At 44.1% G+C, this 14560-nt stretch carries 16 protein-coding genes; 5 read left to right on the forward strand and 11 right to left on the reverse strand.

Annotated features, from left to right (window positions below):
* Nucleotides 1-44: 44 nt before the first annotated feature.
* From accB to pdxA, 7 genes are all read right to left on the reverse strand, one after another.
* Nucleotides 45-518, reverse strand: a complete 474-nt coding sequence (gene accB, locus BLR84_RS23815) for an acetyl-CoA carboxylase biotin carboxyl carrier protein (RefSeq protein ID WP_090472764.1) — start codon at nt 516-518, stop codon at nt 45-47.
* Between the two features lie 173 nt (nt 519-691).
* Nucleotides 692-1681 (reverse strand): beta-ketoacyl-ACP synthase III, encoded by a 990-nt coding sequence (locus BLR84_RS23820; RefSeq protein WP_090472765.1) that lies wholly within the window; start codon nt 1679-1681, stop codon nt 692-694.
* An 11-nt stretch (nt 1682-1692) separates the two neighbouring features.
* Entirely contained in the window at nt 1693-2631 is a 939-nt protein-coding gene (plsX, locus tag BLR84_RS23825) for a phosphate acyltransferase PlsX (RefSeq protein ID WP_090472766.1), read from the reverse strand.
* Nucleotides 2632-2647: 16 nt separating this feature from the next.
* Nucleotides 2648-2839, reverse strand: coding sequence for a 50S ribosomal protein L32 (gene rpmF, locus BLR84_RS23830; RefSeq protein WP_090472767.1), 192 nt, complete (start codon nt 2837-2839; stop codon nt 2648-2650).
* Nucleotides 2840-2853: 14 nt separating this feature from the next.
* Nucleotides 2854-3378 (reverse strand): YceD family protein, encoded by a 525-nt coding sequence (locus tag BLR84_RS23835; protein WP_090472768.1) that lies wholly within the window; start codon nt 3376-3378, stop codon nt 2854-2856.
* A 235-nt stretch (nt 3379-3613) separates the two neighbouring features.
* On the reverse strand, nt 3614-4735 hold the full coding sequence (locus BLR84_RS23840) for a DUF5009 domain-containing protein (RefSeq protein ID WP_369829203.1): 1122 nt from the start codon (nt 4733-4735) through the stop codon (nt 3614-3616).
* A 144-nt stretch (nt 4736-4879) separates the two neighbouring features.
* Nucleotides 4880-5935, reverse strand: coding sequence for a 4-hydroxythreonine-4-phosphate dehydrogenase PdxA (gene pdxA, locus BLR84_RS23845; RefSeq protein ID WP_090472770.1), 1056 nt, complete (start codon nt 5933-5935; stop codon nt 4880-4882).
* Nucleotides 5936-6166: 231 nt separating this feature from the next.
* On the opposite strand from pdxA, the gene rsmA reads away from it, so the two are divergent.
* Both rsmA and BLR84_RS23855 read left to right on the forward strand, forming a co-directional pair.
* Nucleotides 6167-6955 (forward strand): 16S rRNA (adenine(1518)-N(6)/adenine(1519)-N(6))-dimethyltransferase RsmA, encoded by a 789-nt coding sequence (rsmA, locus tag BLR84_RS23850; protein ID WP_090472771.1) that lies wholly within the window; start codon nt 6167-6169, stop codon nt 6953-6955.
* Nucleotides 6956-7424: 469 nt separating this feature from the next.
* Complete coding sequence (locus BLR84_RS23855; RefSeq protein WP_090472772.1) at nt 7425-8732, forward strand: alkaline phosphatase family protein; 1308 nt, start codon at nt 7425-7427, stop codon at nt 8730-8732.
* Between the two features lie 170 nt (nt 8733-8902).
* On the opposite strand, the gene BLR84_RS23860 is transcribed toward BLR84_RS23855, so the two are convergent.
* Both BLR84_RS23860 and BLR84_RS23865 read right to left on the reverse strand, forming a co-directional pair.
* On the reverse strand, nt 8903-9466 hold the full coding sequence (locus tag BLR84_RS23860; protein ID WP_090472773.1) for a hypothetical protein: 564 nt from the start codon (nt 9464-9466) through the stop codon (nt 8903-8905).
* Between the two features lie 138 nt (nt 9467-9604).
* Nucleotides 9605-10318 carry a hypothetical protein gene (locus BLR84_RS23865; RefSeq protein WP_090472774.1) on the reverse strand — a complete coding sequence of 238 codons (714 nt, stop codon included), beginning with the start codon at nt 10316-10318 and terminating at the stop codon, nt 9605-9607.
* A gap of 401 nt (nt 10319-10719) precedes the next feature.
* On the opposite strand from BLR84_RS23865, the gene BLR84_RS23870 reads away from it, so the two are divergent.
* From BLR84_RS23870 to BLR84_RS23880, 3 genes are all read left to right on the forward strand, one after another.
* Nucleotides 10720-11646, forward strand: a complete 927-nt coding sequence (locus BLR84_RS23870) for an NAD(P)-dependent oxidoreductase (RefSeq protein WP_090472775.1) — start codon at nt 10720-10722, stop codon at nt 11644-11646.
* Between the two features lie 265 nt (nt 11647-11911).
* Nucleotides 11912-12385 carry a transcription elongation factor GreA gene (greA, locus tag BLR84_RS23875; protein WP_090472776.1) on the forward strand — a complete coding sequence of 158 codons (474 nt, stop codon included), beginning with the start codon at nt 11912-11914 and terminating at the stop codon, nt 12383-12385.
* Nucleotides 12386-12529: 144 nt separating this feature from the next.
* Nucleotides 12530-12928, forward strand: a complete 399-nt coding sequence (locus tag BLR84_RS23880) for an HIT family protein (protein ID WP_090472777.1) — start codon at nt 12530-12532, stop codon at nt 12926-12928.
* Between the two features lie 217 nt (nt 12929-13145).
* On the opposite strand, the gene ruvC is transcribed toward BLR84_RS23880, so the two are convergent.
* Nucleotides 13146-13724, reverse strand: coding sequence for a crossover junction endodeoxyribonuclease RuvC (ruvC, locus tag BLR84_RS23885; protein ID WP_090472778.1), 579 nt, complete (start codon nt 13722-13724; stop codon nt 13146-13148).
* Between the two features lie 55 nt (nt 13725-13779).
* On the reverse strand, nt 13780-14409 hold the full coding sequence (aat, locus tag BLR84_RS23890; protein WP_090472779.1) for a leucyl/phenylalanyl-tRNA--protein transferase: 630 nt from the start codon (nt 14407-14409) through the stop codon (nt 13780-13782).
* Nucleotides 14410-14560 lie beyond the last annotated feature (151 nt).

Genomic DNA, 14560 nt, shown 5'->3' on the forward strand with positions numbered 1-14560 from the left:
AAACCGATCATCTGCACATCTGAAATCCGCACATCTGCAATCTACTAAATAGGTTCTACTAAAAATAAAGGCTGATCGTACTCAACCGGCGAAGCATTGTCAACCAATACTTTGACGATACGACCTGAAATTTCAGACTCGATCTCGTTGAAAAGTTTCATGGCTTCGATGATGCAAACAACAGTGCCTGTTTTTATTTCATCGCCAACGTTTACAAATAATGGTTTATCTGGACTGGCTGAACGGTAAAAAGTGCCGATCATTGGAGATTTGATAGTAAGATACTTGGAGGTATCGGCCGCTGCCGGAGCAACCGGAACCGCCGGCTCTGCCGACGCAACAGGGGCAACCGGTAATGCAACAGGGGCGGTTTGCGCCGGAATGCTTGCATGAATAACCTGCGGCTGAACCTCGTTGGTTTTTATGGTGATCTTAAAATCTTTTTGCTCAATTGACACTTCGTTTACGCCTGATTTTGAAACAAAACGAATAAGGTCCTGAATTTGTTTAATATCCATACTTTGGGATTGAGTGGTTTTGGATAAAGTTTATTATCTAAGTTATATGATAATGTGCAAACTGGCAATATGCAAATATGCAGACTGCAAATGTGCAAATGTTTTTTATGATTTGGCTATAAATTAAGTAACATATTAAAATGAACAGATGTTTTATTTTTCTGTATGTACACTTAATAGGCCCATTTTAAATAAACGGAGCCCCAGGTAAATCCACCGCCGAATGCCGCTAGAATAAGATTATCACCTTTTTTGAACTTGCTCTCCCACTCCCACAAACATAATGGTATGGTTCCATTAGTAGTGTTGCCATAACGTTCAATATTGATGATCACTTTATCGGCACTTAAACCGGTACGACTGGCTGTAGCATCAATGATGCGTTTATTGGCCTGATGAGGTACCAACCAGGCAACATCATCAGCACCAAGGCCATTGCGCTCCATTACTTCATGGGCTACATCGGCCATATTGGTTACCGCGAATTTAAATACTGCGGGGCCTTCCTGGTAAGCAAAATGTTCACGGGCTTCCACAGTTTCATGAGTTGCCGGTTTTACAGAGCCTCCGGCTTTTTGGTGTAAATACTGAGCACCGGCACCATCGCTTTTCAGGATAGAATCTATAATGCCATAGCCTTCGGTATTAGGCTCAAGTAGCACTGCACCGCAGCCATCACCAAAAATAATGCAGGTAGCACGATCCTGGTAATTTACTATCGACGACATTTTATCGCCGCCTATTACCAGTACTTTTTTATGTTTACCGTTTTCGATAAACTGGGCACCTGTGGTAAGGCCAAATATAAAGCCGGAACAGGCAGCCTGCAGATCGAACCCCCACGCGTTCACCGCGCCAATTTTGTTGGCCAGGATGTTCGCTGTTGCCGGGAATGGCATATCGGGCGTAGTTGTGCAAAAAATAATAAGGTCAATTTCTTCGGCGCTTATACCTCGTTTTTTTAACAAGCCATTAACCGCGGGAACTGCCAGATCAGATGTACCCAAGCCTTCGCCTTTAAGTATACGGCGCTCTTTAATGCCTGTACGGCTTACAATCCACTCATCATTGGTATCAACCAGAGTTTCAAGCTCCTGGTTGGTTAGGATATAGTCGGGAACGTAACCATGTACAGCAGTAATAGCAGCATGAATTTTACTCATCTTTTATTTTTTTACTGAAAAGCTTGTTTAATTTTGTCCACCAGTTTGCTCTCAATCATGTTTTTTGATAAAAGGATCATGTTTTTGATAGCTTCGGGACTCGAAATGCCATGGCCTACAATTACCGGGGCGTTTACACCCAGGATAGGGCTGCCACCGTATTGCTCATAATTGAACCGGTCAAAAAACTCGTCATTAAGCTGTTTCTTTCGTGTTATTACATAAAACGATTCGGCAAGCTTTAATATTACATTACCGGTAAAGCCATCACATACATAAACATCGGCAGTTTCACTGAACAGGTCGCGTCCTTCAACGTTACCTACAAAGTTAAACAGAGGTGTTTCTTTCATTAAAGGGTAGGTGGCTTGGCTTAGTATATTACCTTTTTCTTCTTCTTCGCCAATGTTCATCAATGCCACACGCGGATTGGTAATATCATATACTGACTGTGCGAGTAAGCTGCCCAATACGCCAAACTGCACCATAACATCTGGCTTGCAATCGGCATTGGCACCTACATCCAACAAAATACCCAAACCTCCTTTAAGTTTGGGTACAATAGTGGTCATTGCCGGACGAATAACGCCGGGAATGGTTTTTACGCTGAACATGGCACCAACAAGCATGGCACCGGTATTACCAGCCGAAGAAAAAGCTTGTATTTGGCCCTCTTTAAGCAATTGAAAACCAACCGAAATACTTGAGTCCGGTTTTTGAACAATGGCTTTTGTAGGGTGTTCGCCCATACCTATCACTTCGGTTGTGTGTACAAACTCAAAGTGATCGGGGCTCACATTGTTTTCCTGAAGAATAGTGGCAGCAATTTCTTTATCACCAATAAGCACCAGTTTTTGGTCGGCAGATAAAGCCTTATAAGCTTCGATTGCCCCTAAAACGGCTGCTTTGGGAGCAAAATCACCGCCCATAATATCTAAGCCAATCTTCATTTTCAGAAAATTAAACTTATGCTACTGCTGCTTTCTCTATCAGTAATTTACCGTTGTAGTAAACGTTACCATCAACAGTATAAGCTCTGTGCGGTAAGTGAATAGCACCGGTAGTTTGGCAGGTAGTTAAAGTTGGAGCTTCAGCTTTGTAGTGTGTTCTACGCTTATCTCTTCTTGATTTGGATATTTTACGTTTTGGATGTGGCATGATCCTGTTATTTGTTATTTATTTATTTTCCTGAGTACATCCCACCGTGGGTCTGTCTGCTCATTTTGTCCGTCAGTTCCCGAAAGGTTGTTTAACTTTTCGAGCATCTCTTTATCACAATAAGAGGTGTTACCCTCGTCGCCGCATACCGATATAAATGGCATGGCAACATTTATGTATTCATATATTAACCCCGCTATATTGATCTCGTGATCATTTTTACTCAGGGTGATGATCTCATCATCTTCGTCAATCACCTCGTCGCTAAACTTAGCGATCTGCTGTTCGGTTATATCCAGCGGTTGCGGATATTGGGCCAAACACCTGTCGCAGGCGGTATTAACGGTTCCGCTGATATGAAAATTCAGTATCAGCATTGTTTCCTGTTTGTCCAACTCTACCTGGCACTGCAGGTTCGCCTTTTTTACAAGCGAGTAATCAAACTCGTCAAAAAAAGCGTCGTCAACAGCGTATTCAAACTGGTGTTTCCCCAGTTTAAGCCCTGTAAAAGGAATCGAATATGTTCTAAGCGATTTCAATGAGCAACAATTAGCCCGCAAATGTAGGGAAAAATACCATAACTGGAAACTGTTTTTTTAATTTGGTTGTAAGCCCGGTTATACGCTAACGGTTAAAGGTAAAGATAATACTTTAATATACAACGCTAATTATCAAAAACAGGGCATTATATAAACCGAATACCATTTCGGTATTTGAAATTCAATGGGCCATATTTTAGTTTAAACGCGTCGTTTTTGACGCTTTTTAGATTGATTAAATTTTCAGCCTGATATTGATCTTATCCAGCAAGCCGGTTAGCCAAACCATTACAAAAGCGAATATGACACATTTGATCAATCCGCCGGTTCCCTGGCTCAGGTATTCGGGATAGCCCAGGTTGCTCATTTCATACATGGGGTAAAACAGGAACGGCACAATATAACAGGTAAACGTATTGGTACCGGCCGGCTCAATGATCTTGAACCAGTTGTATTTATGTTTAAAATCGACCACATAAATAAAAATGGCATACATCACCAAACTAATGCCCGTGCAAATAAGCACCCATGAAGGGGTATCGCGCGCTTTGGAAATGCCACCGCTAAAGTAGCGTACTATGAAGCCCATGTTAAACATGATAATGGCGATCATGATCAGGGCGGCCCATAATAATTTAAGTTCGTTGTTGGCCTTAAGCCGCATATATAATACCGATACAAATACCCCGGCCATAGTAAAGGCCTGCATGGCTCCGTTGCCGGCTATCCACACATATTTTTGCAGTGGAGCCAGGAAATCCAAAAAACCGAAGTGAAAATCGATGTTAAAGAACATGAAGAATATCCATGCCGCCGCCTGGATCCATAAATAACCACCCGAGTAATAATAGATAAGCGCGCAAAGCAGGTATGCCCAACCTATCAGTCCCAGGATGCCCCACCAGGTAAAATGCAGCCAGGTATGTCCCGGATCGCTGGTTTTATAGAGGATGGACATGGCCAGGAGCAAGGCTATGCCAAATCCTTGTAATATATATCGTTTAAGGTTGGAGGTATCTTTGCCGTAATCTAAAAATATAAAGAAGAAGCTAAACGTAACCAGGCTTTCCCAAACGGGCTTGGGTAGCAGCGTTGTAACCTCGTTATAGGTTTCCATATTGGCATGATAAAAGCCAATAAATACCAGGGCAAATGAACGACTGACGATGCGCGACAGCAATTTATAGTTGCCACTCTTCAACCTGTTTTGGAAAGCGAACGGTATCGATAAACCAACAATAAATAAAAACGCAGGGAAAATAGTATCAGCCATCCCTAAGGCATCAACATTTTCTCCAGCATGTTTGAGCCAGTTTGGTGTATTTGGAATGCCGTCGAGGTCATTCACAAATATCATCAGGAACATTGTTACAGCGCGGAAAGCATCAATGGATCGGACTCGACTAAAAAAATCATTCATTAAAGTGGTAAATGCGATAACTAAGCAAATGTTTTAATCTAACGTTAATTAAATTGAAACATTATTATTACAGACCGGATTTTAGTCCCTGTCGCGGCTCAGTTTGGTAAATACCAACGGATTTTCATTCAGCTCCAGGGTTTCGCGGCGATGCTTCACAATATGTATAGCCGTGAACAGCGCCTCACGGAATGATATTTCCGAAGCCTGGTTTTTACCGGCTATGTCGTAAGCGGTACCATGATCTGGCGAGGTGCGTACAAAATTTAAACCCGCGGTAAAATTAACTCCCGATTCAAATGCTATTTGCTTAAAAGGAATAAGTCCCTGGTCGTGATACATGGCCAGTACGGCATCAAATTGCAAATAGGTTCCGTTGGCAAAAAAACCATCGGCAGAGTATGGGCCAAAGGCCATGATATCATTGTTGCGGGCTTCTTCAATAGCCGGTATGATCACTTCTTTTTCCTCATTGCCAATCAGTCCGTTATCGCTGGCATGCGGGTTAAGGCCCAGCACCGCGATTTTGGGTTTGCGTATCCAGAAATCATTTTGCAGGCTGTGGTTCATCAGCTTAAGCTTGGCCAGTATTTTTTCGCCGGTAATGCTTTCGGATACTTTACTAATAGGGATGTGCCCGGTTACAACGCCAACCCGCAGGGTATCGCTCACCAAAAACATCAGCGATTCGGCAGCACCATCGCGTTGCTGTAAATATTCGGTGTGACCCGGAAAATTAAACTGCTCGCTTTGTATATTATCTTTATTGATAGGAGCTGTGATCAGAGCATCGATATAACCCTCTTTCAGATCAAAAGTAGCGCGTTCTAAAGAGATGAAGGCGTATTTGCCTCCGGCCTCCGTAACCTGACCCATTTCAATTTTTACATCCTCTTCCCAGCAGTTGATCATGTTGGGTTTTTTAGGTTGCGATTGCGACGGATCATTAATAACATGAAAATTAAGTTCACTAACCTGGGTTGCACGGCGGTGAAACGAGGCTACCTTGGTATGCCCGTAAACAATGGGTGTACAATAATCGTAAATGCGGGCATCGGCCAGGGTTTTAATAATTATTTCTAGTCCAATGCCATTTACATCACCTATGCTTATCCCTACTTTAATTTTTTCGCTCATGTTATTATGTATGATTACACTGATTATTACAGGATTTCACCGATTATGAAGTGATTTCACTGATTTTGATCTGCGATTGTTTTTATTAATAATTCGAGGCTTGGGTATTACCTTTTGCCCTTAGCCTTTCAGCTTTTACCTCGTTTTTTTACTGCAAATAAAAGATTTTAAGCTTATAGTTCCTGAATAAAGCACAAATATGCCTTAATTTGCTCAAATATTTGATTAATAATGACGTTGGTAAGGGCAAAAAAACATTTAGGGCAACACTTTCTTACTGATAAAAATATCGCTGCCAAAATTGTGGACAGTTTGAAACCTGATGGCCGTTATAACCATGTGCTGGAAGTTGGCCCGGGTATGGGTATCCTGTCCGACTTTTTATTGCAGAAACCGGAGTATGAGGTATCCCTGATCGATATTGACGAGGAATCATACCAGTACCTGCAAAAAAAATACCCCCAATTGGGCAGCCGCCTCATCAATGCCGACTTTCTGGAGATGGATTTTAAAGCGGTATTCAACGGTCCGCTGGCTATTATCGGTAATTTCCCCTATAATATATCCTCCCAGATACTGTTTAAAGTGCTCGACAACCGCGAGCAGGTAGTTGAAGTGGTTGGCATGTTCCAGAAGGAAGTAGCCGAACGTTGTAGTGCCAAAGCCGGTAGCAAGGAATACGGTATCCTGAGCGTGTTTTTACAGGCCTATTACAAGGTAGAGTACCTGTTTACCGTAAAGGCCGGTGTGTTTAACCCGCCACCCAAAGTGCTTTCGGCGGTGATCAGACTTACACGCAATAGCGCTGAGGCCCTGGATTGCGACGAGAAGCTGTTCTGGCAGATTGTAAAGGCCGGTTTTAACCAGCGCCGCAAAACGCTGCGCAATGCCATATCATCATTGATCAACAAAGAACAGATGACCGGTAATGCCACCCTCGATCTGCGGGCCGAGCGACTCACTGTTGCCGATTTTGTAAAACTTACTAACGAAGTGGCGGCCGGCCGGAACGCTCAATAAAAGCTTAACAAAAACTTTTTAAACCTTAAATTTTAACAAATTTCGCGTCGAAAACGGGTAAAAACGGCTCAAAAACGCTCGAGAAAAATCGATTTTAACACTTTTTAACAAATTTTAACACGGTTTTGATGTGTTTTTAAAACTTTAAAAAGTATTAAGTGATTGTTTATCAAATATATGTGTTAAAAATGAGTTGTTTTTTGGGCCTTTATCCCTTAACTAAACAGGCCTGCTCCCTTTAAAAAAGAAAGCAGGCCTGTTGTATATCTATAAAGATACTCATTTTTTTTGACTCCGGCAATTATGCTTCCAAGCGTATCCATCCTCGGGCATAAATCATGAGGTGCTTCAGGCAAATTAAATAATCATAACATCATAAAAAGTTAACAGAATTACAAACACCTTTGCGCTGTTCTTTTTACCTGTTCGTGGATTCCCCCTACTCCCGCAAAACCCTGACCGGATTAATATGAAAAAACAATTATCAATAGCACTACTGGCCTTGTTTATGATAACAGGGCAGCTTATGGCACAAACCGCCAAGCACGTTATCTTTATTACCATTGATGGGTTCCGGCCCGATTTTTACCTCGACAGCGAATGGCAAACACCTAACCTGCGCGCGCTGATGAAAGATGGGGCTTATGCCAAGGGCGTAAATAGCGTGTTCCCTTCCATGACCTATCCTTCGCATACTACCATAGTTACGGGTGTGCAGCCCGCAAAACACGGCATATTTTATAACAATATATTTACCCCCGATGGAGCGCCGCAAGAGCCTTACTGGCAGGATAGTTCCATACATGCACCCACTATCTGGAAAGCCGCCAAAGAAAAAGGCATGACTGTAGCTTCGCTCTACTGGCCGGTATCTGCCAATGCTCCGGTAGATTACAACATTCCCGACATAGGCGGTCTGGGCGATGAGGTTCGCGCGCAATATTCCTTACCGCAGGGTTTTTATGCCGAGGTAAAAAAAGAAGTGTTTGGTGGCGTGGATAAGATAGATGCCGGGAAAAATCAGAACATAGCTCAAATAGCCGCGTATGTGATCAAAAAAAGTAAGCCCGGGCTGATGACTATTCACGTATTTTCTGTCGACCATGCAGAACATGTCGAGGGGCGTTACGGAACAGATGTACAAGAAGCGGTAGCTGATGCAGATGCTGCCGTAGGCATTATCGTAGATGCTTTGAAAGAAGCGGGTATATGGGAAAACACGGTATTACTTATTGGCGGCGATCACGGGTTTTACGATGTAAAAAAGACGATATCGCCCAATGTATGGCTAAAAGAAGCCGGCTTGATCAACGATTTAAAAACCGGCGACTGGAAAGCGCAATTCAATGCATCTGGCGGATCTGCCTACCTGTACCTGAAAGATCCTGCCGATAAAGCTACCGCCAGTAAAGTAAAAGCACTATTGGAAGCACAGCCCGACAGCGTGAAACAATATTACCGCATCATCAGCAGGCAACAATTGGACAAGGGCGGCTATAATCCGAACGTCGCTTTCGCAATTACCGGCGAGCATGACGCTGCATTCAGCGCAGCCAGCACCGGCAATGCTGTAAAACCCGGCAAAGGCGGTACACACGGGCATTTCCCCGACACCAAAAATATCCGTACCGGCCTGATTGCCCATGGCCCGGGCATTCGCAAAGGCGCAATAATCGAAGAAATGAACCTGCGCGATATGACGCCCATTATGGTAAAACTGCTTGGCATTCCATTTTCAAAAGTGGATGGAAAAATACCGGCGGGGTTATTGGAATAATTGGCTATCTGTTTATAGTAAGCCCATGAGTAGACATTTCTAAAAAAGGGTGTCATGCTGAGCTCTGTCGAAGCATGGTGGGTAGGCCTCTGCGCTCTACCCTTCGACGGAGCTCAGGGTGACACCCCGCTTCACATTATTCTTTTCATAGGCTATTTCCCTTCAGGGGGTTAGGGGGCTATCGGGATCACTACCGGCGTGTCCTGCATTTTTTTTACCATTTCGCCCATGCGTTTAATGAACAGGTAGTTGGCAGTACCGCCAATCACGGCGCCTACTATGGGTACCATTCTTTCGGCGGTGCGGGTGCCCAGTACCATCAGTAGTTTTTCGGCAATACCCTCCATCATGGTTTTGGATATAGCCACACCAGCTTCCACCCTTAGCGAAGTGGCTACCAGACCCATAAAGTCATTAAATTCAATTTGGTAACTGCCCTTGTTATAGTACATAACGGCCATAGTTACCCGGAATTGCTGGGTAATGAGGTTGGCAAAATCAAGAGGCATGCCTGCTATCAGCGTGACCATACCACCGCTGCCCGATATAACTCCCGAACCGGCTGCCATGAGCGCGCATTGGTTTATAAACTTATCCAGCCCCATGGTATCCACCCCTTTTTTGATCTTGAGTTGGTCTATATGGACAAATATTTGCCTGAAACCACTATCGGCTAATTTACCAGCCTGGTGTTTAATATCAGTGCCCAGTTTTTTTATTTTGATAAATTTCATGTATCTGTAATTAGTTCTATTTGTGAGTCTTGAGTTCTAAGTGGTAAGTAAAAAAGACTCCGGACCTAATACTCAGAACTCCAGACTTATAGAGCTATTCCCGTGCCAATTTATAAAGGCCAGCAAAATGGCAGTCAATTATTTGGATGCGAGTACCTCGCCTTTGTCATCAAGAGTTTCAATAACCGGCTGATTTTGGGAGTTGATATAAATTTTTAAGCGCGGTTTGCCTTTATCGTCCCGCAAAAATAAACCCACTTCGCCTTTGTTGTTCTTGCCTACAAAAAGCCGCTCGGCGGTTATTACGCCCGGTTGCTGTAGTTTTTTGATGCCGGCATTGTAGGCTGCGCTATCCTTCAGGTTCTTCAGTGAGTCGACATAGGCTACCACTTTTACCGTAGGAAAACTGTCGTACTTGTCCCATAGTTTTAACCCATAACTACGCTGTAGGCTGCCTTCATCTTTGTCCTGGCTGTATTGGATCTGCATAATCTGGTCGTTCTGATACTGATCGATAGAGTAGGTCATGCTGGCGCTCTTTTTATTGCCGTCGTAAACCAGTCCGCCGCATTCGTCGCCATCATCATTAAAAAATATCATACCTGCAGGGCGGTCGCGTTTAGGCAATTCTTTTCCGCCGATGGTTCCCGGGTGCTGGCGCTCGCGGTTACTGATAGCCATGCGGATCTGGCCGTTGGCATCCACAATGTCAATACGTTCGGCTGTGATCTGTTTAAAATGACCGGCAGCGTTTACCTGTTTAAGTACGATAACCATAAACACCAGTAGCACCACGGTTAAAACGCCGGCGTATATTTTTAATGCCTTAACCTGTTTCTGTAAGTTTTCCATAATTGAGATTTGTTGCTGAACAAATATATTTAAATGGGAGTGAAACGACTCCCCCGATCTGCGCTTTGCTCGAGCACCCTCTCTTCGCCTGCGGCGGAAAGAGGGTTGGAGGGAATGCGCGTATGCCTATCTCATCATGTCATTGCGAGCGCAGCGTGGCAATCTCCTCGCACGCGAACATGTATAGCTACGAGATTATTAATGTGGTGTTTGTTTTTAATGGTATTAATGAGCTCCCTTTGGTCGGTTGTCTTCGTCGTACCTCCTCGCAATGACATGATTTTTATTTATCCACGTTAAATCACAATTATATTCAAACTGTAAAAATCAGGGATACAATAAATAGCTGATGGCTAATCACATGAGGTTTTGTAGATTTGCCCTTTCCTAATATTTTGAAATTGAAAAATAACATTCTTATTGTCGACGATGTGCATCCCATATTTATGGAGATGGCCGTCGCCAAAGGTTACCAATGCGACTACAAACCACTGATCAAAGCCGATGAGGCCCTGCAGATCATTGGCGACTATGCCGGCCTGGTGATCCGCTCCAAATTCAGGGTTGATAAACAGGTGATAGATGCCGGAGCTAACCTGCACTTTGTGGCTCGTGCAGGCGCCGGTATGGATAATATTGACGAGGCCTATGCCGCGGAAAAGGGTATCAGCCTCATCAACGCACCCGAAGGTAATTCTGATGCCGTTGGTGAACATGCCATAGGTCTGCTGCTATCCTTAATGAACAATTTAAATAAAGGCGATGCCGAGATACGCGGTGGCAGCTGGCAGCGCGAAGCCAACCGTGGTTTTGAACTTAAAGGTAAAACTGTGGGCATTATTGGTTATGGCCACATGGGGCATAGCTTTGCTCGTAAGCTGTCGGGCTTCCAGGTGGATGTAATCGCTTATGATAAGTATAAAACCGGCTTCAGCGACCGCTATGCCCGCGAAGTGAGTATGGAAGACATTGTGAAACATAGCGACGTGCTGAGCCTGCACATCCCGCTTACCCCCGAAACAAACGGACTGGTGGACGATGAATATCTGTTCCACTTTAAAAAGCCTATATTTTTTATCAATACATCGCGCGGTAAAACCGCTAAAGTGAGCGCTGTGCTGAATGCTACTAAACAGGGCAAAATACTGGGCGCCGGTTTAGATGTGCTGGAGGTTGAAAAATTCCCCGCACTGGCCGAGCAGGTATGGTTTGATGAACTACGCCAAAGCGGCAGGGTACTGCTGAGCCCCCACGTGGCCGGCTGGACGTTTGATTCGTACCGCAAAATAAGCGAGGTAATGGCCGAGAAGCTGGTGGCGATCAGATAATGTGCAGATTTCAGATGTGCAAATGTGCAAATGAAAAATAACATTATATAATCATCTGCACATTTGAAATCTGCACACCTGCACATCAAATAAATTTGGATATTAAAATTTAAATAACTTATCTTCGTTAAATACAAAAGCAAGACTATGTAGGCTCAGGCCCATGTAGTCTTGTTTGTTTTTAGAGTCATTGCGTCCTTCTTAAAACAAGGGGGGCGGTTTTTTTTGGATGACCAACAGAATAAACATTTAATAATTTATTGTTATGGCAGAGGTATCATACTTTACCAAAGAGGGTTTAGAAAAATTAAAAGAAGAGTTACAGCGATTAAAAACTACCGGACGCTCGGATATATCAAAAGCGATAGCTGAGGCCCGGGATAAGGGTGACCTTTCTGAGAACGCGGAATACGATGCGGCAAAAGAAGCGCAGGGTTTGCATGAGGCTAAAATATCACAGATGCAGGAAACCCTGGCCAACGCCCGTTTGCTTGATGAATCCAAACTGGATGTATCAAAAGTATTGGCTTTATCTGTTGTAAAGATCAAGAACGTTAAAAACGGCGCTACCATGAGCTACCAGTTGGTATCAGAAAGCGAAGCTGATATGAAAGCCGGTAAAATATCGGTAACATCACCCATTGCCAAAGGCTTACTGGGCAAAAAAGTTGGTGAAACCGCCGAAATCACCGTGCCTGCCGGTGTTATTGAATTCGAGATACTGGAAATTAGCAGATAAGTTTTTGGTGAATGGTTGATTGAGTGAGTAGTGTGTCTGAACCTTGATTTTTCTGATTAGGGAATTATCAGGATTTCTTTAACTGCTAAAGCTTAATTAACGATTCCATCTATTCACCGAATCAACTTAATAAACCACTCACCAATCATGAGCATTTTTTCAAAGATAATAGCAGGGGAGATCCCTGCGCATGTAGTAGCTGAAAGTAATGAGTTTTTGGCTTTTTTGGATATTAGTCCGTTGGCCGAAGGGCATGTGCTGGTGATACCTAAAAAAGAGGTTGATTATATATTTGACCTGGATGATGAAACCTATACCGGGCTGCACATTTTCGCGAAAATTGTGGCAACAGCGCTAAAAAAAGCTATTCCTTGTAAAAAGGTTGGCGTTGCCGTGATCGGTTTAGAAGTGCCCCATGCACACATTCACCTGATACCCATGAACCGGGTTGACGACATGAACTTTGCCCGTCCCAAACTAAGTTTTACCCAGGAAGAGCTTAGCGCCACTAAAGAAAAGATCAAGGCCGCGCTGCGGGATTGAGGTGCAGATGTGCGGATTTCAAATGTGCGGATGTGCAGATAATATACCCGCGCGTCATTGCGAGGTACGAAGCAATCTCTATGCTGTGCAGAGCGAACTTTTATGATTGACCTGCTTGTGTAGAGATTGCTTCGTACCTCGCAATGACGTGGTTTTTTATTGTTTTTCATCTGCACATCCGCACATTTGAAATCTGCACATCCATCATCCCCACATCTTACTTCACTATCCTCTTCACGTTATCCTTTACAAAAGTATCCCAGCCGGAGTATGATTTTTTACTGCCGGTTTTGCTGCCTGTGGATATGCGTTGAAAGGAATGGCAAACGGCAACGGCCAGTCCGTCGGTAGCATCCAGAAAATCAGGGGTTTCTTTAAAGCTGAGCAGGTTTTGCAACATGGCGGCTACTTGTTCTTTTGTAGCGTTACCATTTCCCGTGATGGATTGTTTTATTTTACGGGGGGCATATTCCGTAATATCGATACTGCGCGACAACGCTGCGGCCATAGCCACGCCCTGCGCACGGCCCAGCTTAAGCATTACCTGTATGTTTTTGCCATAGAAAGGGGCTTCAATGGCCAGGCAATCGGGCTTGTAATTATCAATAAGGGCTACGGTTTTTTCGAATATGCGCTGCAGTTTGAGCATATGATCGTCCATCTTGTCCATCTTCACTACGCCCAGGGCTATGAGCTCAATTTTAGGTCCGGTTTCTTTAACCAGGCCATAGCCCATCACGGCGGTGCCGGGGTCGATGCCTAAAATAATGCGTTCTTTAGTGTTTGCTTGCTGCACGTTTCAAAGGTAGTTATAACGAAGCTAAAAGCGGAAGGCGGAAAGCCGAAAGCTTTTATTCTTTTAAGATCGCCATATACTGTTCCCGGCTGATCATGCGAGCACCCATCGATTCCATGTGGCCGGTGTGTACCTGGCAATCTATCAGCTTGTAAAGACCGCTTTGGCATACGTGGATGAGCGCTGTTTTGGAGGCGTTGCTTACTTTGCTGAACATGCTTTCGCCGCAAAAAACATCGCCTACCTGCACGCCGTAAATACCGCCAACAAGCTCGTTATTTTGCCAAACCTCAAACGAATGGGCATGGCCTTCGGCATGCAGCTGGTTATAGGCTGCTTTCATATCATCGGTGATCCAGGTACCGTCCTGTCCTTCGCGCGGAACGGTGGAGCAGGCTGTGATGACCTCGTTAAAACAGGTATCGGCAGTAACGCTAAACCTGCCCGAGTTGAGTACCCGGCGCATGGAACCGGATATGTTGAGTTCCTGCGGATAAAGCACAAAACGTTCATGCGGCGAATACCACAGGATAGGCGTTTCATCACTGTACCAGGGGAAGATGCCGTTTTGATAGGCCAGCAGCAGCCGCAGGGTCGACAGATCGCCGCCTACAGCCAGGAGCCCGTCTGGCTCGGCCAGATCGGGCTCGGGAAATAGTAAACGTTTATCGAGCCTGAATATCATCAGGCGCAAATTTAAGCTTTTATCGTTTCTATTAATGTTGGTATCCGTATTTGGGAAATTTGCCTGTAATTATTTGAAAGGCTGGCGCGTATAGTAAATAAGAATATAATTTATATATTGCTTTACTGTAATTTTGGCATCAGCAAAATAA

It is taken from the genome of Mucilaginibacter sp. OK268 (assembly GCF_900103125.1).
GTDB lineage: Bacteria > Bacteroidota > Bacteroidia > Sphingobacteriales > Sphingobacteriaceae > Mucilaginibacter.

Bases quoted from the DNA above. Each gene is read 5' to 3' on its own strand.
- BLR84_RS23840 (WP_369829203.1), bottom strand. From the start codon at position 4,735: ATGATATTTGTGAATGACCTCGACGGCATTCCAAATACACCAAACTGG.
- BLR84_RS23855 (WP_090472772.1), top strand. From the start codon at position 7,425: ATGAAAAAACAATTATCAATAGCACTACTGGCCTTGTTTATGATAACA.
- pdxA (WP_090472770.1), bottom strand. From the start codon at position 5,935: ATGAGCGAAAAAATTAAAGTAGGGATAAGCATAGGTGATGTAAATGGC.
- rsmA (WP_090472771.1), top strand. From the start codon at position 6,167: ATGACGTTGGTAAGGGCAAAAAAACATTTAGGGCAACACTTTCTTACT.
- rpmF (WP_090472767.1), bottom strand. From the start codon at position 2,839: ATGCCACATCCAAAACGTAAAATATCCAAATCAAGAAGAGATAAGCGT.
- BLR84_RS23820 (WP_090472765.1), bottom strand. From the start codon at position 1,681: ATGAGTAAAATTCATGCTGCTATTACTGCTGTACATGGTTACGTTCCC.
- plsX (WP_090472766.1), bottom strand. From the start codon at position 2,631: ATGAAGATTGGCTTAGATATTATGGGCGGTGATTTTGCTCCCAAAGCA.
- BLR84_RS23865 (WP_090472774.1), bottom strand. From the start codon at position 10,318: ATGGAAAACTTACAGAAACAGGTTAAGGCATTAAAAATATACGCCGGC.
- aat (WP_090472779.1), bottom strand. From the start codon at position 14,409: ATGATATTCAGGCTCGATAAACGTTTACTATTTCCCGAGCCCGATCTG.
- BLR84_RS23860 (WP_090472773.1), bottom strand. From the start codon at position 9,466: ATGAAATTTATCAAAATAAAAAAACTGGGCACTGATATTAAACACCAG.
- accB (WP_090472764.1), bottom strand. From the start codon at position 518: ATGGATATTAAACAAATTCAGGACCTTATTCGTTTTGTTTCAAAATCA.
- greA (WP_090472776.1), top strand. From the start codon at position 11,912: ATGGCAGAGGTATCATACTTTACCAAAGAGGGTTTAGAAAAATTAAAA.